The sequence below is a fragment of the Dactylosporangium siamense genome, assembly GCF_016862795.1.
GTDB classification, from domain to species: domain Bacteria; phylum Actinomycetota; class Actinomycetes; order Mycobacteriales; family Micromonosporaceae; genus Dactylosporangium; species Dactylosporangium siamense.
Window position 1 is genome coordinate 52,090 of sequence record NZ_BONQ01000026.1, and the last position, 22,301, is coordinate 74,390.

Annotated in this window: 22 protein-coding genes; 8 read left to right on the forward strand and 14 right to left on the reverse strand. The window is 71.6% G+C overall.

Going from position 1 to position 22,301, the window contains the following annotated elements; translation table 11 throughout:
* Positions 1–38: 38 nt before the first annotated feature.
* The gene (locus Dsi01nite_RS08955) at positions 39–503 is read left to right on the forward strand and encodes a GNAT family N-acetyltransferase (protein WP_203845581.1); all 465 of its coding nucleotides are present in this window, start codon (positions 39–41) and stop codon (positions 501–503) included.
* Between the two features lie 172 nt (positions 504–675).
* Here the strand turns inward: Dsi01nite_RS08955 and Dsi01nite_RS08960 are convergent, their stop codons facing one another.
* The 3 genes from Dsi01nite_RS08960 to Dsi01nite_RS08970 all read right to left on the reverse strand — a co-directional run bounded on the left by Dsi01nite_RS08960 (position 676) and on the right by Dsi01nite_RS08970 (position 3,480).
* A complete protein-coding gene (locus Dsi01nite_RS08960; RefSeq protein ID WP_203845582.1) occupies positions 676–1,902 on the reverse strand; it encodes an RICIN domain-containing protein in 1,227 nt (408 codons plus the stop codon).
* A gap of 187 nt (positions 1,903–2,089) precedes the next feature.
* Positions 2,090–2,752, reverse strand: coding sequence for a hypothetical protein (locus Dsi01nite_RS08965; protein ID WP_203845583.1), 663 nt, complete (start codon positions 2,750–2,752; stop codon positions 2,090–2,092).
* Positions 2,753–2,799: 47 nt separating this feature from the next.
* Positions 2,800–3,480: a DUF4304 domain-containing protein gene (locus tag Dsi01nite_RS08970; protein ID WP_203845584.1), complete on the reverse strand. Its 681-nt coding sequence runs from the start codon at positions 3,478–3,480 to the stop codon at positions 2,800–2,802.
* A gap of 95 nt (positions 3,481–3,575) precedes the next feature.
* Here Dsi01nite_RS08970 and Dsi01nite_RS08975 point away from each other — a divergent pair, with 95 nt between their 5' ends.
* Positions 3,576–4,310 carry a phosphotransferase enzyme family protein gene (locus Dsi01nite_RS08975; protein ID WP_203845585.1) on the forward strand — a complete coding sequence of 245 codons (735 nt, stop codon included), beginning with the start codon at positions 3,576–3,578 and terminating at the stop codon, positions 4,308–4,310.
* Between the two features lie 49 nt (positions 4,311–4,359).
* On the opposite strand, the gene Dsi01nite_RS08980 is transcribed toward Dsi01nite_RS08975, so the two are convergent.
* Positions 4,360–4,794 (reverse strand): hypothetical protein, encoded by a 435-nt coding sequence (locus Dsi01nite_RS08980; protein ID WP_203845586.1) that lies wholly within the window; start codon positions 4,792–4,794, stop codon positions 4,360–4,362.
* Positions 4,795–4,847: 53 nt separating this feature from the next.
* Between Dsi01nite_RS08980 and Dsi01nite_RS08985 the strand changes: the two genes are divergently transcribed.
* Both Dsi01nite_RS08985 and Dsi01nite_RS08990 read left to right on the forward strand, forming a co-directional pair.
* Positions 4,848–5,429, forward strand: coding sequence for a tetratricopeptide repeat protein (locus Dsi01nite_RS08985; RefSeq protein WP_203845587.1), 582 nt, complete (start codon positions 4,848–4,850; stop codon positions 5,427–5,429).
* Positions 5,430–5,448: 19 nt separating this feature from the next.
* Positions 5,449–6,258 carry a hypothetical protein gene (locus Dsi01nite_RS08990; protein WP_203845588.1) on the forward strand — a complete coding sequence of 270 codons (810 nt, stop codon included), beginning with the start codon at positions 5,449–5,451 and terminating at the stop codon, positions 6,256–6,258.
* Positions 6,259–6,343: 85 nt separating this feature from the next.
* Here the strand turns inward: Dsi01nite_RS08990 and Dsi01nite_RS08995 are convergent, their stop codons facing one another.
* Positions 6,344–7,720: a ferredoxin reductase family protein gene (locus tag Dsi01nite_RS08995; protein WP_239135786.1), complete on the reverse strand. Its 1,377-nt coding sequence runs from the start codon at positions 7,718–7,720 to the stop codon at positions 6,344–6,346.
* A 103-nt stretch (positions 7,721–7,823) separates the two neighbouring features.
* Between Dsi01nite_RS08995 and Dsi01nite_RS09000 the strand changes: the two genes are divergently transcribed.
* Entirely contained in the window at positions 7,824–8,843 is a 1,020-nt protein-coding gene (locus tag Dsi01nite_RS09000) for a S66 peptidase family protein (protein WP_203845589.1), read from the forward strand.
* Positions 8,844–8,880: 37 nt separating this feature from the next.
* Positions 8,881–9,330 carry an HIT family protein gene (locus Dsi01nite_RS09005; RefSeq protein ID WP_203845590.1) on the forward strand — a complete coding sequence of 150 codons (450 nt, stop codon included), beginning with the start codon at positions 8,881–8,883 and terminating at the stop codon, positions 9,328–9,330.
* An 8-nt stretch (positions 9,331–9,338) separates the two neighbouring features.
* Here Dsi01nite_RS09005 and Dsi01nite_RS09010 read toward each other — a convergent pair whose 3' ends face one another.
* From Dsi01nite_RS09010 to Dsi01nite_RS09030, 5 genes are read right to left on the reverse strand one after another with little or no spacing between them, the layout of a single operon-like run.
* A complete protein-coding gene (locus tag Dsi01nite_RS09010) occupies positions 9,339–10,583 on the reverse strand; it encodes a hypothetical protein (RefSeq protein WP_203845591.1) in 1,245 nt (414 codons plus the stop codon).
* Positions 10,580–11,080: a SigE family RNA polymerase sigma factor gene (locus tag Dsi01nite_RS09015; protein WP_203845592.1), complete on the reverse strand. Its 501-nt coding sequence runs from the start codon at positions 11,078–11,080 to the stop codon at positions 10,580–10,582. Before Dsi01nite_RS09015 ends, Dsi01nite_RS09010 begins: the two co-directional genes overlap by 4 nt.
* A gap of 20 nt (positions 11,081–11,100) precedes the next feature.
* Positions 11,101–11,766, reverse strand: coding sequence for an HAD-IA family hydrolase (locus Dsi01nite_RS09020; protein WP_203845593.1), 666 nt, complete (start codon positions 11,764–11,766; stop codon positions 11,101–11,103).
* The gene (locus Dsi01nite_RS09025; protein WP_203845594.1) at positions 11,763–13,169 is read right to left on the reverse strand and encodes a pyridoxal phosphate-dependent decarboxylase family protein; all 1,407 of its coding nucleotides are present in this window, start codon (positions 13,167–13,169) and stop codon (positions 11,763–11,765) included. Before Dsi01nite_RS09025 ends, Dsi01nite_RS09020 begins: the two co-directional genes overlap by 4 nt.
* The gene (locus Dsi01nite_RS09030) at positions 13,169–13,780 is read right to left on the reverse strand and encodes a helix-turn-helix domain-containing protein (protein ID WP_239135787.1); all 612 of its coding nucleotides are present in this window, start codon (positions 13,778–13,780) and stop codon (positions 13,169–13,171) included. The genes Dsi01nite_RS09025 and Dsi01nite_RS09030 overlap by 1 nt, the downstream gene beginning before the upstream one ends.
* A 210-nt stretch (positions 13,781–13,990) precedes the next feature.
* Here Dsi01nite_RS09030 and Dsi01nite_RS09035 point away from each other — a divergent pair, with 210 nt between their 5' ends.
* Positions 13,991–14,320 carry a hypothetical protein gene (locus tag Dsi01nite_RS09035; protein WP_203845595.1) on the forward strand — a complete coding sequence of 110 codons (330 nt, stop codon included), beginning with the start codon at positions 13,991–13,993 and terminating at the stop codon, positions 14,318–14,320.
* A gap of 24 nt (positions 14,321–14,344) precedes the next feature.
* Here Dsi01nite_RS09035 and Dsi01nite_RS09040 read toward each other — a convergent pair whose 3' ends face one another.
* Positions 14,345–15,019, reverse strand: a complete 675-nt coding sequence (locus tag Dsi01nite_RS09040; protein ID WP_203845596.1) for a cytidylate kinase family protein — start codon at positions 15,017–15,019, stop codon at positions 14,345–14,347.
* Positions 15,020–15,262: 243 nt separating this feature from the next.
* Positions 15,263–19,468 carry a fibronectin type III domain-containing protein gene (locus tag Dsi01nite_RS09045; protein WP_203845597.1) on the reverse strand — a complete coding sequence of 1,402 codons (4,206 nt, stop codon included), beginning with the start codon at positions 19,466–19,468 and terminating at the stop codon, positions 15,263–15,265.
* 221 nt (positions 19,469–19,689) lie between these two features.
* Between Dsi01nite_RS09045 and Dsi01nite_RS09050 the strand changes: the two genes are divergently transcribed.
* The gene (locus Dsi01nite_RS09050) at positions 19,690–20,259 is read left to right on the forward strand and encodes a Uma2 family endonuclease (protein WP_203845598.1); all 570 of its coding nucleotides are present in this window, start codon (positions 19,690–19,692) and stop codon (positions 20,257–20,259) included.
* On the opposite strand, the gene Dsi01nite_RS09055 is transcribed toward Dsi01nite_RS09050, so the two are convergent.
* Positions 20,256–21,029 carry an SDR family NAD(P)-dependent oxidoreductase gene (locus tag Dsi01nite_RS09055; protein ID WP_203845599.1) on the reverse strand — a complete coding sequence of 258 codons (774 nt, stop codon included), beginning with the start codon at positions 21,027–21,029 and terminating at the stop codon, positions 20,256–20,258. The two genes, Dsi01nite_RS09050 and Dsi01nite_RS09055, sit on opposite strands and share 4 nt — an antisense overlap.
* A gap of 204 nt (positions 21,030–21,233) precedes the next feature.
* Entirely contained in the window at positions 21,234–22,091 is an 858-nt protein-coding gene (locus Dsi01nite_RS09060) for an NAD(P)-dependent oxidoreductase (RefSeq protein ID WP_203845600.1), read from the reverse strand.
* Positions 22,092–22,301 lie beyond the last annotated feature (210 nt).

Below are 22,301 nucleotides of genomic sequence, written 5' to 3' on the forward strand. Positions count from 1 at the left end.
GCATCGCCGATCTCATCAAGCCGGTGGATGATCGTCTGATGGGCATTGAGGTACGGCGGCTCCGACCAGGCGCCGAGGCGGAGTTCGTGAGCGGGTTGCAGTGGCTCTTCGAACCGCCCGGTAGTCGTCCACCGGGCTGGGACCACGACCGGGCCGTCCAACGTACCGCGCAGATCCTCGCCGACGAGCACGTGGCACTGTTCGCCGCCCGCTCGCACGAGGACCAGGTGGTCGGCGTGGTGAGCGTCTACCTCGACATCATCTCCGTGCGTTTCGGGCGTCGAGCCTCGATCGAGGACCTCGCCGTGCACCCCGGATGGCGCTCCCAAGGCGTCGGAGCACGCCTGCTGACGGCCGCCAGGGCGTGGGCGCAGGAACACGGCGCCGACTACGTCTTCCTGGAGTCCGGCGTCGCGCGGGCCGAGGCGCATCGCTTCTACCTCCGCGAAGGCGCGACCCACGCGGCGGCATCGTTCCGGTGGACCATCGGAGAGCCCCGCTGACGAATGACGAGCGCGGGCTCGCCGGCTACCGAGGATGCAGTCCGACCAGCGTCGTGGTGCGGCCCCGTGACGCGCAGATGATCGTCACCCTTCGTGTGCCGCCGATAGTGCAACAACGTCCGGCAGTCGCCGCATGCCCGGTCCAAGGAGTGCAAGCGGGTCCGGGACGTGCTCAGCGACGCTCCAGGGTGAACACCTCGGCCTTGCTGCCCCGGCAGGTGTCCTGCATGATCTGGACGCCGCGCTCCTGTTTCTGTTCGAGCACACCGATACAGAATTTGCTGCCGGCCACCGACCGCAGCCGGTACCCGGCGGCCGGGGTGGTCACCGGTTCGAGCGTGAACCGCTGGTCGGCGGCTCCGGTGCAGGTCTGTGCGGCGAGCAGCAGACCTTCCTCCGTCCCCTGGTAGTCGACGTCGGCGCAGCCGGTGCCGTCGCGACCGGCGACCAGGATCCGGTAGACGTTGGAGGCGACCGGTTCGATGGTGAACTGCGGCAGCGACGAGCCGCAGGTGTGCTGGCCGAGCACCGTGCGTCCGGAGTTCACGAACAGCTCCGGCCCCTCGCCGAGACACAGCCCGGTGTGCGCGACGTGGATCACGTAACGGCCGGCGATCGCCGCCGGCGCCGTCGTGCTCGGTGTGCTCCGCGGCGGCGTCCGGGTGCCGCCGGGAACGGGGAGACCCGGACCGGTCGCGGTGCCCGACGGCGGCACCGATGCGCTCGAACTCGTCGACGGGGCGTCGGCGGACGGGATCGGGCCCGCCGGTGCGGCCAGCGACGGCGGGTCCGGCCGGGGATCGCGCTGCGGGATCGCCCAGACGGCGACCAGCGTGGCCATCAACGCGACCAGGGCCATGCTCGCGACCGCCAGGGCGGCCGGCAACCACCGCCTTTCCCGGCCGGCCAGGATCGGCTCGCCGGGCGGCGGGCCCACGGGCGGCAACGGCAGTGGTGGTGGCGCGTCGATCTCGCCGGGAACGTCTTCGCCGAGGTACCGCCGCGCGGCGAGGACGTGGTGGTGGTCCGCGCCGAGCGCAGCCGGCCCGTGCTGGCTGAGCAGCTGGAAGTTGCGGCCGGCCTCGTAGAAGTTGCCCAGTTCGTGCGCGAGCACCGCCAGCTCGTGGGTCGCCAGCAGCAACTGCGGATGGTTGGCGCCGTGGGTGCGGCAGCCGGCCTCCAGCATCGACTCCAGCACCCGCCGGGCTTCGGGGAGCGCGCCAAGCTCGCGGAGCACGGCGGCCAGCCGGGCCTGCGCGGCCAGCACCTCGAGGTCGTCGGGTCCGAGCGTGGCGCGCGCGGCGTCGACCGCGTCGACGAGCAGATCGCGGGCGCCCGCGAGGTTGCCGGCAGCGGCCTCGGCGTCGGCCGCGTGCACCGCAGTGGATAGCTCAGGCACGCCGATATGCTGCCGGGTCGGCCAGCACATTGCCAACCCTCGTCACTACGGCTCGCGCTCTACCTGGTGCGCCGGCTCGTCGTGGCGAGCGGTGTTCGAGCCCCGTTCCCGGTAGCACCGCGACGAGCTCCACCAGGGCACTGCGCGAGCAGACCGCGAGGTCAGTCCTGCGACATCCCGGCCGCGCTCAGACCACCTCGGCCGGGATCGGGTCGAACGACGTCCCGTCCGCTGGACCCACCTCCTGCAACCGCCCGTCCCGCACCAGGTACACGAAATTGTGCCGGGTCCGCGCGGCGAAGTCGGCCCGCTGCTCGTCGGTCCAGTCGTCGCGGTGGGTGCGAGGGTACTCGGCGTGGTCCGGTTCGGTCAGCAGCCGGACCACGTGGACAGCGTTGGCGCGCACCTCGATGCGCCACCGATCGTCGGGCCACTCGCCCCTGGCCTCGATGACGCCGTCGACGACGTGGTCGAAGGTGAACCTGTCCAGCGCGGGTGGATACACCCGGCCCGCCACGGGCTCGACCCGCTCCCGCGCGACGGTGGCGCCCGGCTGCAGGAACGTGTGCACCAGGTACCCCATCCAGAGATCGGCCTCGTAGAACTTCTCGTTCCCGTTCCAGGCGATCGCGGTGCCGTCGGCGGTCGGTGCCCACCAGCACCAGTATCCGGGCTTGCCCGGGTCCGGATCCCCGGTGCCCTCGATCTCGTCGCCGTACCCGAGGGCGTAGGGGCCGGTGGACCGGGGCTCGTGCCTGGTCTCGGCGAACGCCAGCAGGTATTCGACCTCGTGCCGTTTCAGCGCAGGCGTGATCGTCACCTGGCCGGTGAACTTGGTCTCGTAACCCACGGCGGTCCCCGTCCTTCCATGAATCGTCGTACGTGTATACCAAGGCGTCACGGAATGATGGTGGAGGCCTGCGTCTGGGCACGGATCAGGAGGTCCAGCAGCGCGTCGCGGGCCGCGACTCGATCGGCGGGCAGGCTGCGGACGATGTTGATCGCCTCGGCGAGCTCCGGGCCCGGGCCCTCGTCGAGCATGAGCAATGCGATGGCGACCTTGCGGGGAAGGCGGTGCCACACGGCGACGCCCCAGTCCTGGGCCTCGGCACGAAGCGTGGCGATGAGCGTCCCGCGGTGCTGGAGGGCGACGAGTTCCGGGATCACGACGGTGGTCAGCTCGGCGCGCAGCACCTCGGCGCACACGTCGGCTGAGGCGGCGTCCCGGACCACCCAACCATCGCGCCCGAGGACCGGGTGCCGCCGGCCGGCACATCTACGTTCCGGGTGGCACTGCTTGTCGAACAGGCCGTCGTGGAAGCGGGGCGTCCTCGGTGCCCTGTCGAGCAGGAATCGGGTGCTGAACCGCCACCACGGCTGCGGCACCAACGCCAGGTTCACCTCGAACCGCACCTCGTCGGCCGTGTTCCACCGCGACGACGCGAGCTGCACCACCGCGAAGTCGCCTCGGCCGGACAGCAGGCGCCAGGTCGGCGCCGTGCCGGTGAACCCCGCTTCGCGCAGCACCGGGCCGACGCTTTCCCGCAGCATCGCGCGGAAGGACTCCTGTGCGGTCACCCGCCAAGCACAGCAGACGCCGCGAATGGCGGTAACCCGGATCTCGGATCGGCAGGACGAGAACAGCGATGTCCGGCACCGGTAAGCTTTGGCCAGTGGGGTGGGAGACGCTCGGGCAATGGGGTGAAGACGCCGCTCGTATCGAACCGCTCGCCGGCGGGGTCGCCAACGACGTGTGGAGCGTGCGCGTCAACGGGCAGCTCGCGGTCGGTCGGCTCGGCACCAGAAGCGACGCCGATCTCGCGTGGGAGACCGGACTCATGCGACACCTCGACCGCGAAGGCTTGACCGTGCCGGTGCCGATCCCGACTGCGGACGGCCGGCTGTTCGCCGACGGTCTGGTGGTGATGACCTACCTGGAGGGCGGACCGCCGGAGACGCCGGCCGACTGGCGTCGCGTGGCCGGCGCGCTCCGCGAGCTGCACCGGTTGACCCAGGGCTGGCCGCAGCGCCCAGGTTGGCGGTCCTCGACCGACCTCCTGCACGCCGAGACCGGGACGAGGATCGACCTCGGCGCGATGCCCCCTGAGAGCGTTGCCCGATGCCGGGCAGCGTGGGCGCGGCTCACCGGACGGCAGACCTGCGTCGTGCACGGCAACCCCAACAACCCCGGCAACGTCCGCATGACCGCGAGCCAGGTCGCACTGATCGACTGGGACGAGTCGCACGTCGACGTCCCCGACCTCGACCTCGTGCTGCCCGGCAACGCCGCCGACCTCGACGACGGCGCGCACGACACCGCCGCGCAAGCGTCCGCCGCGTGGGAGGCCGCCGTCTGCTGGAAGGACGACTACGCGGTCAGGCGGCTCGCCGAAGTTCGAGCGGTCTGACACCGCGCTGCTTTCCTGCCGGTCCGGTCCGCGAGTGCTGGGCCGCGCTTCAGGTCCCGACCCGGCAGTACAGGTGTGCGCTGTCGTCTCGGGCCTCCCGGGCCAGCCAGGCAAACTGGCCGAGCAGGTCCGCCAAGGCGTCGACGTCCTCCTGGTCGACGAGCGCGTGAAGCCGCGCCCACGATGCCGCCACCATGATCAGTTTCCCGGTCGTCGCCCCGGCAAGCGCGTCGCGCAGCTCGTCGTCGAGGGCCAGCACCAGGTTGTGGTTGTCATGCAGGCTCGCGACGATGCGCGGGGCGTGCCCCCGTTCGGAGATCGTGCCGTCGCCGGCACCGGTCAGCAACGCCTCGACGCTGACGAGGTCGTGCGGGTCGAGTCCCTTCAGTTCCAGGAGCAACAGGTCGCCGTCCAGCCCGTCCTCGATCATGGCCGCGGCCTCGCCATCGGAGCAGGCGACGAAGTAGTCGTACAACACACTCACCGATCGATCCTGTCAGACCCACCGCACGCATTCACACCTGCTTTCATGTCCGGATGGAGGACGCAGAGCGATGGTTCCGGCGCGGCGATGAGCTGGCCGATGAGGGCGGCCCGGCCGAGGCCGAGGCGGAGGCGCTGTTGCGGGCGGCGGTGACGGCAGGGCATGGCCCGGCCCGGGTGCGGCTGGCCGCGTTTCTGACCTGCCAGTACTCCGCTGCCGACGCGGAGTCTCACGCGGAGGCGCTGCGGCTGCTGGGCGAGGCGGTGGCGTCCGACGTCCCCGGTGCGCGAAACCTGCTCGGCGTGACGCTCTGGGACGATGGCGCGTTGGACGACGCCGAGCACTTCCTGCGGGCCGCCGTCGCGGAGGGGGACCTGGACGCGCAGGTGAACCTGGCTGGGTTGTTGCACGCGAAGGGCGCCGACGCCGAGGCGTTCGCACTGCTGAGGCAGGCCGCGGAACGCGGCGACGGGCCGGCCTACTGGATCGTGATGCGGCTGCTGCCGCCGGACGGCCGGGCGGCGCGGGAGGTGACCAGAGCCTACGAGTCGGCAACCCATCCGCAGGAGCGGCCGGTGTGCGTGCTCATCCACGACGACGACTGGCAACTCGACGCGTCGGTGCTCCCTGACTGAGAGGCCTCATGATTGACCCGTGACCGATCGCGGCTTCGTCGTGCCCGAGCCGCTGCCGTTCGCGGCGGCCCTGACCAGGTTGTTGGCGAACCGGTCGCTCGACGTCTCGGACCTTGCCAGGTCCGCGGGACTCCGAACGGACCGGGTTGCGGCGCTGCTCGCCGGCGCGACACCCGATGCCTGGCAGCTGCGGCACATGGCGGCGGCGCTGCATCTGCACGCCGCCGACCTGTTCGCGATCGCCGGCCGTCCGGTCCCCGCCGACCTGCTCCCCCTCGAACGCCCGCACCCGTCCCGGACGTTCGCCGACATCGCCATGGATGCGCACCAGCTCGACGACGCCGGCCGCGACGAGGTCCGCGCGTTCATCCACGCGCTGCCAACCGGCACCGCCGACCTGACCCGATCATGGGTCACGGACCGCCGCCACGATCGGTTCCGCGGCGTGGGTGGGCTGGTCGGCCGGTTCCTGGCCCACCGCAACATCCTGTCGAACCAGGTCCGGTGCCTGGCTCACCTCACCCACGCCGACATGTACGTGTCCCAGTCGACGATCTACATGCTCACTGTGGGTCGAGTGCCATACCGTCCGCGATACGTGCTGGGCCTGGCGACGCTGCTGGCGATGCGCGCCGACGATCTCGCAGCTGTGCTCCGCGCACCTCTGCCCACCGGGTCGCCGGCCCCGTGCCGGCACGCGTTGGACGCCGCGGCCCTGCTTCCGTTGCTGGTCCGGTACCCCGCTGCCCAGGTGGCCAAGGTCGCCGACCTGACCCGCCGCCTCACCGAGGACCACAACCGCGCGGCACACCGGTACCCCTGGGCCTGAAACCGGGCCTGCGCCGTCGTGGAAGTCCTGGTGTCACCTGGCCCATCGCGGGCAATCGTCAGCGACCCTCGCCGAGGAGACGGGCTCAGCTCGCCAGCGCGAACCGCTCCGCGTGGATCTGCAGCGGCGGCACCTTGAGCTGACGCAGGCTCTTCAGCACCGCGTCGGTCATCGCCGGCGGGCCGCATACGAACACGTCCCGCTCCAGGATGTCCGGGACGAGGCGCACCAGGTTCTCCGGGGCGAACGGGATGTTCGGCGGGTTGCCCACGCCGGTGCGGCCCGAGAGCATGTGGACCTGCGCGCCCTTCATCCGCGCGAGCTGCTCCATCTCCGCGAGCAGCACCGCGTCGGCAGGGCTCTGCACGCGGTACAACACCGAAATCGGACCGGAAAGCTCCTCGAGCAGCGACCGGATCGGCGTGACCCCGACCCCGCCGGCGATCAGCACCGTGCCTTCCCGGGTCTTGTGGATGCTGGTGAAGGCGCCGTACGGCCCCTCGGCGAAGACCCGCGTCCCGACCGGCACGTTGCGCAGCCCGGCGCTGGTCTCGCCGACGGCCTTCGCGGTGAGGCGCAGCGCGTTGTGGCCGGGCGCCGCCGACAGCGAGAACGGGTTGGCCTTCCACCAGCTGTTGTAGCCGACGAACCGCCAGATGAAGAACTGCCCGGCGCGCGCACCCAGCTTGTCGAGGTCCTTGCCGGTCAGGTGGACGGAGACGACGTTGTCCGCCTCGGGCACGACCGCGGCGACCCGCAGTCGCATCCGGGCGTTGCGGCGCAGCGGGATGATGATCCGGCCGATGATCAGGGAGAGGCCGGCGAAGGCCCAGAGGCTCCACCAGTACACGGCGGACCCGGTGGTGGCGGTGAACGTGGAGGCCTCGTACATCTGGTGGATCAGCGCCAGCACGATCGCCACGTAGAGCAGCACGTGCACGGCGTGCCAGAGCTCGTAGGAGAGCTTGCGGCGGGCGAGACGCACGGAGACGCCGGCGGCGACCGCGATGATGCCGACGGCGATGAAGCCGATCATGGTCGGGCCCATGCCGATGAGGTTGGACGCCTGCTGCAGGAAGGTGCTGTTGTACGCCTGGGCGTAACCGAGCATCACGAACGTGGGGTGCAGCAGCACCAGCCAGAACAGCGAGAAGCCGGTCCACCGGTGCCAGGAGGTCAGCCGGTCCATGCCGAGCCGGCGGTCGAGCCACGGCAGCCGGGCGATGAGCACCAGCTGCAGCAGCATGGCGAGGGCCGCGTGCAGGCCGAGGAACTTCCCGGTCGCGTGCAGCGCGTTCTTCGCCGGGTCGGTGGCGAAGAACAGCACCTCGATGATGATCAGGTTGAGGATCACCGCCCCCCACAACGCTGCCATGGCCTGGACCCGCGGATGCGCGAGTGCGGAGCCGTCGCCGCTCCTGGTCGCGACCGGTCCTGTCACGCTCTGATTCGCAGCCGTCACGGCGTTCTCCCCTTGTGTCCACGATGCGCAGACGATGCCTTGGTACAGGTACGCATGCGGGGCCGGGCCGGTTCAATCAGGCGAACGGGGGGATACTGCGCCGGTGACCGGTTCCGCATCGCCGCAGCTGCTTCGACCTCGTGCGCTGAGGCCTGGCGATCTCGTCGTCATCGCTTCGCTGTCCGGGCCGTTGCCCGCGGAGCACGAACGCAACGTCGACCAGGCGGTGATCGTGCTCGAGCGGATGGGATTCCGCGTGCGTCGGGCGTCGCTGCTGCGGGTGGGACGGCAGCGGTGGTGGAGCGCGGCGGCACCGGCGGAGATCGCCGCGGAGCTCAACGGTCTGCTTCGTGACCCTGAGGTTCGTGCGATCATCGCGAATGACGGCGGCCAGACGGCGTTCGGGTACCTCGACCTGATCGATGTCGAGGCGATCAGGGCCGACCCGAAGCCGATCCTCGGCTACAGCGACATCTCCCTGCTGCATCTGGTGCTCTACGCACGCACGGGCCTGGTCGGGTTCCACGCCGACATGGCCGTGCCTGGCTTCGGCGGGCACTGGCAGACCGCGCCGGCGACGCGCCAGGCGGAACTCGAAGATCTGTATTCGCGGTTGCTGACCGATACCGAGGCGATCGGTGCGCTCCCCGCTGGTTCGTCGTGGGAGTGCTGGCGGGCCGGGCGGGCCGAGGGCCGGCTGATCGGCGGGGTGATCAACCGCATCGCGCTGGTGCAGGCGACGCGCTTCGCGGTGCCGCTGGAGTGGTTCGACGGTGCCGTGTTGTTCTGGGAGGAGATGGGCGGTCAGGCATCGTACGTGTGGAGCTATCTGCAGGTGTTGCGGCACTGCGGCATCCTCGACCGGATCTCCGGCATGGTCGTCGGTGTGCCGCGGGAGATCGCCGGGCTCGAGTCGCCCGAGGCGTCCCCGACGCTGTCCGAGATCGTCCTGGACGTGATCGGCGACCGTGACATCCCGGTGCTGGGCAACGTCGACTTCGGGCACGCCGGGCCGAATCTGCCGATGCCCGTCGGCATCCGGGTCGGCCTCGATGCGCAGCAGCGGACGTTGTCGCTGCTCGAACCGGCAGTGCGGCCGAGCTCGGGCGCTGGCGACAACTGAGTTGTACCTGTCTGGATGCACTGGAACGCTTGCGCGCATGACACAGAGCGCGACATCGGCGGCGCAGGGGTGCATCTTCTGCGCCGTTGCGGCCCGGCAGGCCGAGGCCAGTGTGGTGTACGAGGACGAGGCCGTCGTGGCCTTCATGGACCTGAGCCCCGTCACGCCCGGGCATCTTCTCGTCGTGCCGCGCAAGCACGCGGTGGGCCTCGAAGACCTCGACAAAGCCACGGGCGCTCACGTCTGGTCGGTCGGTCATGACATGGCACGAGCCTTGCGACGCTCAACCATGCCCTGCGAGGGAATCAACGTCCTCCTCTGTGACGGCGAAGTCGCCTTCCAGACGGTCCCCCACTTCCACCTCCACGTCATCCCTCGCTACGCGGGAGACGGCTGGACCATCAAGGTCACGCCGCCGGAACGCGAGCGGTCGCTCCTCGACCGCGACGCGCAGGCGATCAGAGACGCCATCGCGTCGACGGACTGACGAAGGCCCTAGTGGTGGTTCGTGATCACGCCCAGCAGGGGTTCGGGCTCGCCGGCGACCCGCTGGCAGGGTTCGGCGGTGGTCGGGCATCGCCGCACCACACTCGCTCGCTCGTCGGCCAGGATCAGTTGCGCATCGTCCTGCCATGTCCCGAAGTCGATGTCGTGGCGGCTGACCGGTTCGGCGTTGCCCGCCTGGAGTTGCGTGGTGCGGAACAGCCACGTCCCGGTCGGGGACACCGACACGGCGACCCAGGTGCCGCGCGGCGAGAAGTGGCCGTGGGTCAGGCTCACGCCCGGTCCGCACACCTTCTTCCCGGCCGCTGACAACGCATCGCCGATCGGCACGACCGACACGCAGTGCGTCGCGTCCGGCCCGAAGCCCTGCTGGGTCGCCAGGAGGGCGAGTTTGCCGTCGGCGGAGACGTCCCGCAGGTCGAGGTCCGGCGACGTGGTCGAGGTGCCGGTCGTGAGATTCCAGATCACCACCCCGCTGAAGCCGGGACCGCTGTCGCCCAGCGTCATGAAGCGCGCCACCAGCCGGTCGCCGCGGAGCCACAGGTCCTCCAGCTGCGAGCCGCCCGCCCGTGGCCGGACGTCGACGCGGTGCCGCACCACCAACGACGGCAGCTCGAAAACGTAGATGTCGTTACCGACCTGCGCCCCCATGGACCGGCCGTCGGCGGCGAACCCCACCTGAGCGCCCTTGAGCGCCGGTTGGAAGCCCTTCAGCTGACCGGCGTCGGTGAGGAACTCGATCGACGGCAGGTCCGTCGTGCCGCCGGAGCTGACGACCCAACCCCCGGCCACGCCGGTCGCGCGAGTGACGGTGCCTCCGCCGGGGTTCGGGATGGTCACCAGACGGCCCGACGCCGTCCGGATCGTGTTGCCGGTCAGGAGGACGTCGACGCCGGCCGGGGCCGGGTCTGCCGTCGGCGTGGGGTCGGACTGCCCCGTGCCGGTGGGGCCGGGCTGCCCCGTGCCGGTGGGGTCGGACTGCCCCGTGCCGGTGGGGCCGGGTGACGCCACGGGATCGTGGCGCTGGCCCGACGGACCGGCACCAACCGCCACCGCGGTGACGGTGAGAACCGCGGCCAGCGCCGCCGCTGCGGCCACGACGGTCGCGGCCCGGCGCCGGCGCAGCGCGGACCGGCCGTGCCGGATCAGCTCATCGGCGTCCACCAGCTGGGGTGCGAGGTGCTCGACGCTCCGCGTGATGGTCGCCCGGAACTGCGATTCGAAGGAGGTGTTCACAGCGAGTTGATCTCCTCACCGATCCGGTGGCGGAGCGCGGACAACCCGCGCGTGGCGTAGCTGCTGACCGCGCTGCGGGAGATGCCGAGCATCTCGGCGACGTCCGCCTCGCTCATGTCGTCGTAGTAGCGCAGCACGAGCACCGCCCGTTGCCGGGCCGGCAGCGTCAGCAACAGCCGGCGCATCTCGTCCGCGTCGGCCAGCTCACCGCTGGCATCGGCGACGGCGCTGTCGGGCAATGACACCGCCGGCCGTTCGGCCGACCACCGGCGCCGCCACCACGACGTGGCCGTCGTGGCCATGACGCGCCGAACGTATGCCTCGGTCGCGCCGGGGTCCTTGATCCGATCCCACGCGATGTACGTCTTGACCAACGCGGTCTGGAGGAGATCCTCCGCCCTGCCCCGGTCGCCCACCAGCAGATACGCGGTGCACAGCAGCGCCGCGGAGCGCGCCACCACGAACTCCCGGTATCGCTGTTCCCCCGACTGATCCATGTCGCTCCCCTGGTGACCTGTTACGGGGTGGACGCGGCGGACGGCCCCCGACCCTGCGACCTGCACCTGTCGGCTACCGGACACTGTGTGGCTTCGTCGAGATCGTCTCGCAGACGCGCGACGTCGAGGTATTGGTGGCAGCGCCATCCGGCCGCACGTGCCGCAGCCACGTTCGCCGGGCTGTCGTCGATGAGGATGATCTCTTCGCTGGAAGCGCCGAGGCGACCGGACACCGCCGTGAAAGCGGCCGGGTCCGGCTTGCGGTGACGGAGCCGGTAACTGAAGAACAGGTGGTCGAACCGGGCGAAGACCTCGGGGTACCGACGGGTCAGCGCCTGCTCCTCCAGCGGTCCGTTGTTGGTGAACAGCGCCAGCACGCGGTCGCCGCGGTGCCGGTCGAGGACCTCGATGACGGCCGGGTCCGGCCGGAAGGCACTGCACCATGCGTCGTCGAGGTCGTCGTCGCTGCCGGCGAAGCCGAGGATGGTGCGTATCCGGGTGCGCACCAGCGCCGCGGAGCCGTGGTGTCCTCGATCGCAGTCGGCGCTGAAGCCGGACAGCCACAGCAGTGCGTGGATCCGCTCCGGGTCCAGGGCGCATGCCTGGGCGAGCCGGTCGAGCCGGCGGGCGTGATCGAACCGGCACACCACGCCGCCGAGGTCGACGACGAGGTGCCCGGCGCTCACGGGCGGATCTCCGCCGCGGCCCGGATCTCGTCGAGCAGCAGGACCAGGTCGTCCTCGGTGGTCGCCGGATTGAGCAGGCAGGCGCGGAGGGCCTCGGCCCCGGCCAGTTGGGTGCCTGTCAGGAAGGCTCGCCCGCGGTGCTGGACGGCGGCGGGGATCCGGCGGTTGAGCTCGTCCAACTGGTCGTCCCGGTCGACGGGGCGGTGCCGGAACGCGACGATCGAGGTGCCGACCGGGGCGAGCAACTCGAAGTCGGGGGCGGCGTCGATCATCGCGCCCAGCGTGTGCGCGAGCCGGACCGTCGTGTCCACCAGCCGGGTGATGCCGTCCCGGCCGAGGTGTGACATGGTGGCCCAGGTCCGCAGGGCCCGGAACGGGCGGGTCTGCTCCGGGCCGTACTCGGAGAACCATCCGGTCCCGCCGTCGTGATCGTCGCGCAGGTAGGCGGGCACCAGGCTGAACGTGGCCCGGGTCAACGACGGGTCGCGCCAGAGCACACACCCGCAGTCGACCGGCACACCGAGCCACTTGTGGGGATCCAGCACGAGCGAGTCGGCCCGCGCCATGCCCGGGTAGCCGGCGTGGTGGGCGAGGGCGCCGAGCGCGCCGTACGCACCGTCGACGTGGAACCACAACCCGTTGGCGGCGGCGACGTCGGCGATCTCATCCAGCGGGTCGACGGCACCGGTGTTGACGGTGCCAGCGCTCGCGGCCACACAGAACGGGCGAAGCCCCGCCCGCGTGTCGCGCGCCACCAGGGTCCGCAGCGCCTCGACGTCCATCCGGAAACCGTCATCCACCGGCACGACCCGCACCTGCCGGCTGCCCAGACCCAGCAGCTCCGCTGCCTTGCGCAGGCAGCTGTGGCCCTCCGCGGACACGTACAGGACCATCGGTGGGCGACCGTAGAGCCCGTCCTCCCGGACGTCGACACCGTCCCGCTCCGCGGCGCGCTGGCGGGCGGTGGCCAGCGCGACCACGGTCGCCATCGAGGCGCCGCTGGTCAGCAACCCGCCGCCGGGACGGTGCGGGAAGCCGACCAGATCGGCGAGCCACCTCAGCACGGTGTGCTCCAGCAGCACCCCGGCGTGGTCGCCGCCGGCACAGCTCGGATTGAGGGCGGCGGCGATCGGCGCGACCAGTACACCGGCCGCTGACGGCGCGGAATTCACCCAGCCGAAGAACCGGGGATGACCGTTGCCCATCGGGTACGGCAGCACGCGGCTGCTGATGTCGTCGAGCAGATCGGACAACGGCCGACCCGATGAAGGCAGCTCCTGACGCATCAACCAACTGCGGTCGGCCTCCGGCACCGGCTGCCACACCGGTCGTTCACCGACACCCGCCAGATAGCCGGCGGTGATGTCGGCGGCGCGCCGGCCCGCACTCGTCAGCTCGTCCATCAGCGCCCACTGTCCCCGTGCGGGGCGGCCGGCCCGAGATCCACGACCAGGTAGTAGGCACACTCGACATCCTCGCCGTTGGCGAACCCGTGACGGCAGTTGCCGGGGAAGTAGACCGAATCGCCCGCCTCCAGAATCGATGCCTGGCCGTCGATCGTGAGCGTGAGACGGCCCGACTCGACCGCCACGTATTCACGCGAGCCCGGCTGGTGCGGCGAGAACTCCCCGGCATCGACACCGGGCCCCAGGACGGTGCGCATGAACTCGAACTCGACGCCGGGCAGCACCGGCGACAGGATGCGCCGCTCCCACCCCGCCGGGTCGCGGACCACCCGTTGCTGCTCGTGCGGCAGCACCACCGGGACGTTGCCCGCGGGCTCGTCCAGCAGTCGGGAGATCGACGTGCCCAATGCTGTCGCCAGCCGGTCCAGCACCAGCACGGTCGGCGTCTTCGCGCCTCGCTCCACATCCGACACCATGCTGCGGCTCACGCCGCTCAACTCGGCCAGCCGCTCCAGAGCGAGCCCCTGCGCCCGCCGCCGGGCCCGGATCCGCAAACCCAGGTCAGTCATCGACAACCCACTGGAGAGCAATCCCGCACCACCAGACATGCGTCCACGATAGCGGAAATTCGTCCTCTATCAAGGACGGCGTGGTCGCATCATCGGGCGGCTCGAGTCGCTACCTGCGGGCGGCTCGGTCTCGCCGACTGATGCGACCAGCGACCGCACAGTGGACTTGCTGATCACCAGGCTGATTGCTTCGGTGGCACTGTTGACCAGGATGCCGTCGCAGTTGAGGCAATCACAGTGAGGACGCCGATGGACACGTCACCGCCGCAACGGTACGAGCTGCACTGCCACCTCGACGCCTCGGTGCGCCCGGCCACCATCGCCGCACTGGCCGCCGAACAGGCCCTCGACCTGCCCGCAGCGGTCCCCACCATCGCCGCTCACCCCGCCGACCGGCTCCTGCGCGCCGGGTTGAGGATCACCGTCAGCACCGACGCACGCACCACCGCCGACACCACCCTCGATGCGGAGTTCGCGGCCCTCTCGGCCGCCTTCGGCTGGACACGCGCCGAGGAGCAGCGCTGCCAGGACAACGCGGCGCGAGCCGCGTTCGCCGCACATCACCCGCTTCGACCGTGAGGAGGGCCGCGATGCTGGGTGCGGTCAGCGCGGGTGCGTCTCCCAGGCCGGCTGCTGAGGTTCGTCGTTGTGCACGATGATGTCGGCGTGCCGGGCCGGGCCGACCGTGGCGAAGTAGAGCCGCTGGGCGGGGATGTACCGCTCGCGCCAGCGCCGTTCGACGTCGGCCCGTGACGACACCCGGCGCTCCCGGACGACGGCGCGATCCACGATCGTGTCGAGTGCCGTCGACACGAGGATGCGCAGGTCCCACCGGTCGATCAGCTCCGGGCGCAGGAGGAAGACCCCGTCGAAGAGCAGCACGGCGTCGGCCCGGGCGGTCGTGACCGGCGGGGACAGCGCGGCATCCGTGGCGTGGTCGTAGACCGCGTGCCGGAAGCGTCGATCCCCGCCGGGGCCGAGCGGGTCGAGCAGCACCCGGTTCAGTGCGTCGTTGTCGTGGGTGTCGAAGTAGCAGCCCTCGGCCGAGTACTCACCGCGCGGGTAGCGCTGCGCCCGGGGGAAGAGAAAATCGTCGATCGTCGCGCGGATGACGTCGCGGCCCTGCGCGCGCAGGATGACGGCCAGCTCGTCGGCGAGGGTGGTCTTGCCGGCGGCGGGCGGTCCGTCGATGGCAACCCGCGTCGGGTGCGCGGCCGTGACGGATCCGACTGCCGCAGCCAGGCGGCCGAGCAACTCGTCCCGGGTCCCTCGGTCCATGCCCTGCCCCGTCCCTGGTTCGCGGAGTCGCCCTGTCGAGCCGACCTTACGCACGCCGGCCCGTTCGCGTCTGCCGCTGCCCGGGTGTGCGAGCCGCGCTCACCAGGGCCAGTCGTCTTCCAGGTCCCCGGGCTCCTCGCCAGCAGCTCATCCGCCGGCACGACGTACAACGACCAACTCACGACAGCGGTGTCCCATCGGAGGCGGTCGACCCGCGGTGCCGCGGGTCGACCGCCTCCTGACCTACAGCTTCGACGTGCAGACCAGGCCGGCGCCGGCGGCGGCGAACGCCAGCCCGATCATCAGCAGCAGCATGACGTTGCTCCCGGTCACGGCCAGGCTGTCGCTGGCGACGGTGACGTCCAGGCGCATGCTGCGGGCCTGGCCGAGCGCGTCGACGCCGCCCGCGACCAGGCTGTGCACGCCCGCGGCGAGGCTCGCCGGCACGGTCACCGGCTTGCTGAACTTGCCGTCGCCGTCGGTGACGACCGTGCCGAGCACGACCGGGTCCGAGTAGATCGTGATGACCACGGTGGAGTGCGGCGCGAAACCGTCACCGATCACGACGATGTCCTGGCTCGGTTCGGCGGTCGTGATGTTGCCCTTGTCGGTGGTGAGGACGAACTCGGTGGCCGGCGGCACCGCGGGTGGCTGCGGCGTCGACGCGGACACCGTCGAGGACGGGTCGGACGGGTCGGAGTCGTTGCCGTAGGCGCCGATCGCGATCACCCGGTAGGTGAACGACCTGCCGGCCTCCGCGCCGACGACGCAGGACGTCGCGGTCGCGTCGGCGGTCTCACAGCGCGCCGGACCCGGGTCGGCGACCACGGCGTACCTGGCGATGCCGTCGCCGAGGTTGGCCGGCGCGGTCCAGGTGACCGTCGCCGAGCTGGTGCCGGCCGAGGCCTGCACGCCGGTCGGCTTCGTCGGTGCCGCGCTCGGCGTCACCGTCTTCGACCCGCTCGGCGCCGAGTTCACCGTCCCGAGCGCGACCACCGTGACCGTGTACGCGGTCTTGTTGGTCAGGCCGGTGATCGTGCACGTCGTCGCGGCCGCGCCGGTCGCCTCGCAGTGCAGGTCGCCCGGTGTCACCGACGCCCGGTAGCCGGTGATGCCGGTGGTGTCGGCGGCCGGGGTCCAGGTGATGACGGCGGTGGTGTCGCCGGACGCGGCGGTCGTGATCGTCGGCGCGGCCGGGCCGACGGCCGCGGTCACCTGGTTGGACTGCGTCGACTGGTCGCCGGGGCCGGCGGCGTTGACGGCGGCCACCTTGAACCGGTACGCCGCACCGATCACCAGGCCGGTGACCGTGCAGGGCGAGGCGGCCGGGGTGGCGCACCCGCCGGTGGTGCTTTCGGTGTACGAGCCGCCGTCCTTCGACACGTACACCCGGTAGCCGGTGACCGGGCGGGCGCCGGTGCCGGTCGGGCCGGTCCACGCCAACTGGACCGCCGCGTCGGCGCTGAGCGTGGCGGCCGGGGTTTCCGGCGACAGCGGGAGGTCGACCGCGGTCGCCGGACCGGACGGCGCAGACGGCGCACCGTCACCCGCGCCGTTCACCGCGATCACCTTGACCCGGTACGTGGAGCCGGGCGTCAGGCCGGACAGGGTGCACGGGCTGGCGGTGGGGTTCACGCAGCCGGCGTTGACCGCGGTGTACTCGCCGCCGTTCTCGGAGATCTGCACCTTGTATCCGGTGACCGGCTTGCCGGCGGTGGCGGTCGGCCCGGTCCAGGTCACCGACAGCTTGGCGGCACCGGTGACGGCGAGGGCCGGGGCGTTCGGCGCGTCCGGCGCGGTGACCGGCACGCCGGTGCCGGCGGTCGACTGCGGGCTCTCCGCGACGGACTTCACCGCGGACACCGTGAAGTAGTACGTCGTGCCGTTGGTCAGGCCGGTGACCACACACGGCGAGGCCACCGGGGTGTTGCACGCCCCGCTGGCGACGCGGGTGTACGGGCCGCCGCTGGACGTCGCCACGTAGACCCGGTACGAGTCCGGGCCGCCGGTCGACGCGGTCCACGACACCGACACGCTGCCGGTCCCGGACGGGACCACCGCGACGGCGGTCGGCGTGCCGGGCGGCCCGACGGCCGTCACGTCGACCGACTCCGGCGACGCGCCGCCCGTGCCGGCGGCGTTCACGCCGCTGACCCGGAAGCGGTACGCGGTCCCCGCGGTCAGGTTGGTCACCGTGCACGGCCCGACCGCCGGCGCCGCGCACGCACCCGTGGTGACCGTGGTGTAGGAGGTGCCGCCGTTGTCGGAGATCTCGACCACGTACGTGTCCACCGGGTGCATCGCGTCGACCATCGGGGCCCAGGCCACGGACAGCGACAGCGCGCCGTCGACGGTCGCGACCGGCTGGTTCGGCGAGTGCGGCAGCGCGAACGCGGTCGCCGACACCGCCGCCGACTGGGCGCTCTCCAGCGCGGCTCCGACCGCCGACACCTTGTAGTAGTACGTCTGCGCCGGGACCAGCGAGGTGTTGCTGCACGGGCTCGCCACCGGCGCGTTGCAGGCGGTGGTGGCGATGAGGGTGTACGGGCCGCCCGACGCGGTGGCCCGGTACACCTTGTAGGAGATGGCTCCGGTCACCGCGGTCCACGACACCCCGATCGAGTTGTGCCCGTTGGCCACCGCCGCCACATTGGTCGGCACGGCCGGCGCGGCGAGCACGGTCATCGGGATCGACGGCGGCCCGTCGGGGCCGGGCCCGGCCGCGTTCGAGGCGCGCACGCGGAACCGCGCCGACGCCCCGGCGGTCAGCCCGGTCGCGGAGCAGCCGGCGACCGGCGCGGTCAGGCAGGTCCCGCCGGGGACCGCGGTGAACGGGCCGTTGTCCTCGGAGACCTCGACCACGAGGGACACGATCGGGTTGGCCGCGGTGGAGATCCCCATCCAGCTCACCGACATCGACCGGTCGCCGTTGGGCGCCGCCATCACCGGGACGATCACGATCGGGACCTCGATCGCCGTCTCGTCGTCCGGGACGGACTTGTCGCCCTCAGCCGCGGACGCGTTCACCGCGGACACCGCGAACCAGTACACGGTCGACGGCGTGCCGCTGAACTGGCACGGGCTCGACGCCGGCGCCGCGCACCCGCCGCTGCTCACCAGCGTCCACGGCCCGCTGTTCGAGGTGCCCGTATAGACCTTGTACGACGTGACGTTCGGCGACGTCGACGCGGTCCACGAGACGTTGAGCTTGCCGGTGCCGGTGGCCACCGCCGCGGCCACGTTGGTCGGCGCGTTCGGCCCGGGGAGCACGATGATCGACAGTTCTTTGAGGCCCACGTTGCCGTTCGTGTCGGCCACGGACACGGTGAACGTGTAGGTGCCGGAGGTCGCGGCCACGGTCCCGCTGATCTCGCCGGTCGTCGGCGACAGCGACAGCCCGCCGGGCATGGCGCCGGTGTCGACCGCCCAGCTGCCGAACGGGGCGCCGTCGCCGCCGCTCGCGGTGAGCGTCTGCGAGTAGGCCGCGCCGTTCGCCGTGTCCGGCAGTGACGCGGTGCCGACGACCGGCCCGGGCGTGATCGTGACCAGGCCGTCGCCGGTGTGGCTGCCGGAGACGAAGGTGCTGTTGCCCCACACCCGGGACGGGCTCACGTAGCTCGACCCGCCGCCACCGCCGCCGCCGTAGTAGTAGTTGGGCTGGCTGCCACCGCTGGCCACGGCGAGACCGCTGCCGCCGCCACCGCCGCCGTAGTAGCCGCCACCGCCACCGCCACCGCCGGTCAGTTCGGCGTTGGCGGCGGCCACCGGGTCGGGGCAGCTGGTGCATTTCGCGCCGTCGCCGCCCTGCCCCGCCGTGCCGTTCTGACCCGCGTTGGACTGGCCGACCGGGGTCTGGCCGAGGTTGAGCAAGCCGCCGGCGCCACCCGCGCCGCCGCTGCTCGCGGTGGCACCGCTGCCGCCGTAGCCGCGGCCCATGGCCGGAGCGTTGAACGTGGGTCGCACCCCGTCGCCGCCGGGCGTGCCGCCCGCGCCGCCGTCAGCGGACGTGCCGGCCCCGCCGCCGCCACCGGCGACCAGCACGCGGGCGCCGTCCGTGCACGAGGAGGTGGCCGCGCAGGAGCCGGCCCGCACGTCGGACGCACCGCCGCCGCCGGTCTGATCGGTGCCGAACCCGGAGGTCTGCAGCGCCCCGGAGCGACCACCGCCGTTCCAGCCCGCGGTGGCGGCGGCACTGCCGGCGTTCGTGTAGTCGTCGCCCTGCCCGCCGACGTTGACCTGGAGCACCTCGCCCGGGGTCACCTTGAGGACCGCCTCGACGATCCCGCCGTTGCCGCCGTTGGAGCTCAGGCCCATGCCGCCGTTGCTGCCGCCCTGAGCACCCCCGGCGCGGACACTCACCGACGTCACCCCGGCCGGCACCGTGTACGTCTGCGGCGACCCGGTGAAGGGGAAGCTGGCGGCGGCTGCCTGAGCCGTCCCGGGCGCCAAGCCGACAAAGACAGTACTGGTCAACGCCGTGACGACCAGCGCAAGACCGGCCCGTGCCGTGGTCCGCAACCGCATAGCTCCCCCGTTCAACCGCACATCTAGCAAGCGGAGGGTAGCAATTTGACTACTCTCCGTTCGCCGAATCGACGACGCCCAGGGTCGGCCGGTGAGGTTGCCGCGGTATCTTGACCTGGTAGCCGATCACCATTCGGGAGGTGTGCATGACGGCCGAGATGGTTGCGCCGGCCTGGATGCACGAGCAGGTCACGGCGGAGCAATACGCGACCTGGACAGAAGAACAGTGCGCGGGTATCGAAATCGTGGATGGGATGGTCCTCGTGAGTCCGAGCGCCTCCAAGCGGCACAACCGCCTGGCCAGGCTCCTGGCGAACGCCTTGGATGTCGCGGCGGGGCCGGATTGGAACGCTGACACCGACTTCGACGTCCGGCTCCAGGACGTGCCGCTGAACAACCGCCGTCCTGACGTGACCGTCTACCGGGCGGAGACCATCGACCTGACGCCAACCCGACCCGAGCATGTCCTGCTTGTCGTCGAGGTGGTGTCCCCCGGCTCGGAGACCACCGATCGGATCGTCAAGGCTGATCAGTACGCGAAGGCCGGCATCCAGTTCTACTGGCGTGTCGAGCAGGCCGCCACCGGCGCCCCTCTGCTCTACACGTACGTGCTCGACCCGGCGACTCGCCGCTACCGCGAGAGCGAGATCTTCACCGGCGCCGTGAAGCTGACCGCACCCTTCGCCGTCGAGGTCGACCTCGCCCAGATGTCTTAACGGGAAGTCTCGGGCGGGCTCAGGTCGATCGGGTTGGGGCCGGTCAGCACGCCGCCTTCGACGGGCAGTGTGTGGCCGGTGATCCAGGCGGCGTCGTCGGAGCCGAGGAACGCGACCGCCGCGGCGATGTCCTCCGGCTCGCCGACGCGGCCGAGCGGGTACATCGACGCTAGCTGCTCGAGCGTGCCCGGCTGGGAGTCCCAGTTCGGTGTCCGGACGGTGCCGGGGGCGACGACGTTGAAGCGCACGCCGAGCGGGCCGTACCGGGCCGCGTAGTTCGTCGACAGCGCGATCTGGCCGGCCTTCGCCGCGGCGTACTCCACGTTGCCGAAGGCCGCGAGACCGTTGACCGAGCCGATCGTGACCACGTTGCCGCGGGCCTTCACCAGGTGCGGGATGGCCGCCTGGATGCAGCGGGCCGCGCCGACGAGGGTCAGGTCGAGCTGGCGGTGCCAGTCCTCGGCCGAAGTGTCCTCGGGCGCCGAGGTGACGATGCAGCCGCCCGCGTTGTTCACCAGCAGGTCGAGCCGGCCGAACCGCCCGACCGCCGCGGCGACCGCGGCGTCGACCTCGGCGCGTGAGGTGACGTCGACCTTCATTCCGAGCGCGTGCTCCGTGCCGACCTCCTCGGCCACCGCTGTGGCCGCGTCCTCCCGCAGGTCCGTGACGACCACCGCACCGCCCTCGGCGGCGACCCGCCGCACGACGGCCCGCCCGATGCCCTGTCCCGCCGCCGTGACGAGCGCGACCTTGCCCTCGAATCGCCGCATGACCACCCCTTCGGCACTTGTCGCCATTCTCTCGCGCCGCACGAACCTGACGCGGGGTGGGGGTTGACGGGCCTGGATTGTTCTCCGACGACACAGTGATGGGATACGGCGCCGACCTGGCCATGTGGCCGGCGACCGGACCACGCGCGGTGGAGCGATATGCCGCTGCGTTGGAGAAGGTGCGTGCTGACGGGCACGCGCCGCTCAGTGTGCGGCGCCGACCTGGTAGAGCTGGGCGACGGCGGCGATGTCGGCGTCGCGCAGGCCGGATGACGCCGCTTCCTCGTACCGCTGCCGCACCGCCCTGGCCGCCGGCAGCTCGACCTGCGCCGCCGCGGCGACGTCCAGTGCGAGGCCCGCGTCCTTGGCCCCGAGCGCGGTGGCCCACCATCCGTCCTGCGACCCGGTCAGCATGTCCTCGAAACGGTTCGCCAGTCCCGCCGGCAGCACGGAGCTCGCACCGAGCAGATCCCGGAGCTGGTCGTCGCGGAGACCTCCGGAACGTCCGACGGCGAACGACTCGGCCAGGGCGACCACCTCCGACAGCAGCAGCAGGTTGGTCGCCAGCTTGGCGGTGATGGCCAGCTGTGCCGTGTCGTACCGCCGGGCGGTGCCCGACAGCGACGCGACGACGGGACGGATGCGGTCCACGACGCCGGTGTCGCCACCGGCCAGCAGCGCCGACGTGCCCGCCTCGACCGCGGCCGGGCTCCCCAGGACGGGCATCGCGACGTACCGGCCGGGGAACGCCGCGGCCAGCTCGGCGCCGAGCTCCGGCGAGACCGTCGAGCAGTCGACGTAGACGGTCTGCCCGCCGATCGCTGACCGGAGCGCGCCCAGCGCGACCGCCCGGACCGCGTCGTCGTTGGCCAGCATGGTGATCACCACATCGGCACCGGTGGCGGCGTCAGCGATGCCGGCCGCCTCCATGGCACCCGCCGACACGATCTCTCCTGCCTTGCCCGGTGTACGGTTCCACACCGCCACGTTGTGACCGCCGGCGACGAGCCTCCCGGCGATCGCGCGTCCCATCCGTCCCATGCCCAGAACAGCAACGTCCATGCTGGCCCCCGTGTGTCGGCCTCCGTTCGATGACACGGGCGCAGTTCCCGCCCGTCCCGCCCGCAAACGCGGACCCGCGGCCGGCCGGTCGCCCGGACCTCACCCGGGCAGGATGAGCCGGCCGCGTCAGCGGTCGGCCAGGCGCCGGGCGGCCTCAATGGATGCTGAAGGCCGGATGAATACGGCGGCAACAGTCGTCGCGTACCGGAT

Coding starts and splice junctions, on each gene's coding strand:
- Dsi01nite_RS08955 (WP_203845581.1), top strand. CDS start 39: ATGGGCATTGAGGTACGGCGGCTCCGACCAGGCGCCGAGGCGGAGTTC.
- Dsi01nite_RS08985 (WP_203845587.1), top strand. CDS start 4,848: ATGGAGGACGCAGAGCGATGGTTCCGGCGCGGCGATGAGCTGGCCGAT.
- Dsi01nite_RS09005 (WP_203845590.1), top strand. CDS start 8,881: ATGACACAGAGCGCGACATCGGCGGCGCAGGGGTGCATCTTCTGCGCC.
- Dsi01nite_RS09015 (WP_203845592.1), bottom strand. CDS start 11,080: ATGGATCAGTCGGGGGAACAGCGATACCGGGAGTTCGTGGTGGCGCGC.
- Dsi01nite_RS09025 (WP_203845594.1), bottom strand. CDS start 13,169: ATGGACGAGCTGACGAGTGCGGGCCGGCGCGCCGCCGACATCACCGCC.
- Dsi01nite_RS09030 (WP_239135787.1), bottom strand. CDS start 13,780: ATGTCTGGTGGTGCGGGATTGCTCTCCAGTGGGTTGTCGATGACTGAC.
- Dsi01nite_RS09035 (WP_203845595.1), top strand. CDS start 13,991: ATGGACACGTCACCGCCGCAACGGTACGAGCTGCACTGCCACCTCGAC.
- Dsi01nite_RS09040 (WP_203845596.1), bottom strand. CDS start 15,019: ATGGACCGAGGGACCCGGGACGAGTTGCTCGGCCGCCTGGCTGCGGCA.
- Dsi01nite_RS09050 (WP_203845598.1), top strand. CDS start 19,690: ATGACGGCCGAGATGGTTGCGCCGGCCTGGATGCACGAGCAGGTCACG.
- Dsi01nite_RS09055 (WP_203845599.1), bottom strand. CDS start 21,029: ATGCGGCGATTCGAGGGCAAGGTCGCGCTCGTCACGGCGGCGGGACAG.
- Dsi01nite_RS09060 (WP_203845600.1), bottom strand. CDS start 22,091: ATGGACGTTGCTGTTCTGGGCATGGGACGGATGGGACGCGCGATCGCC.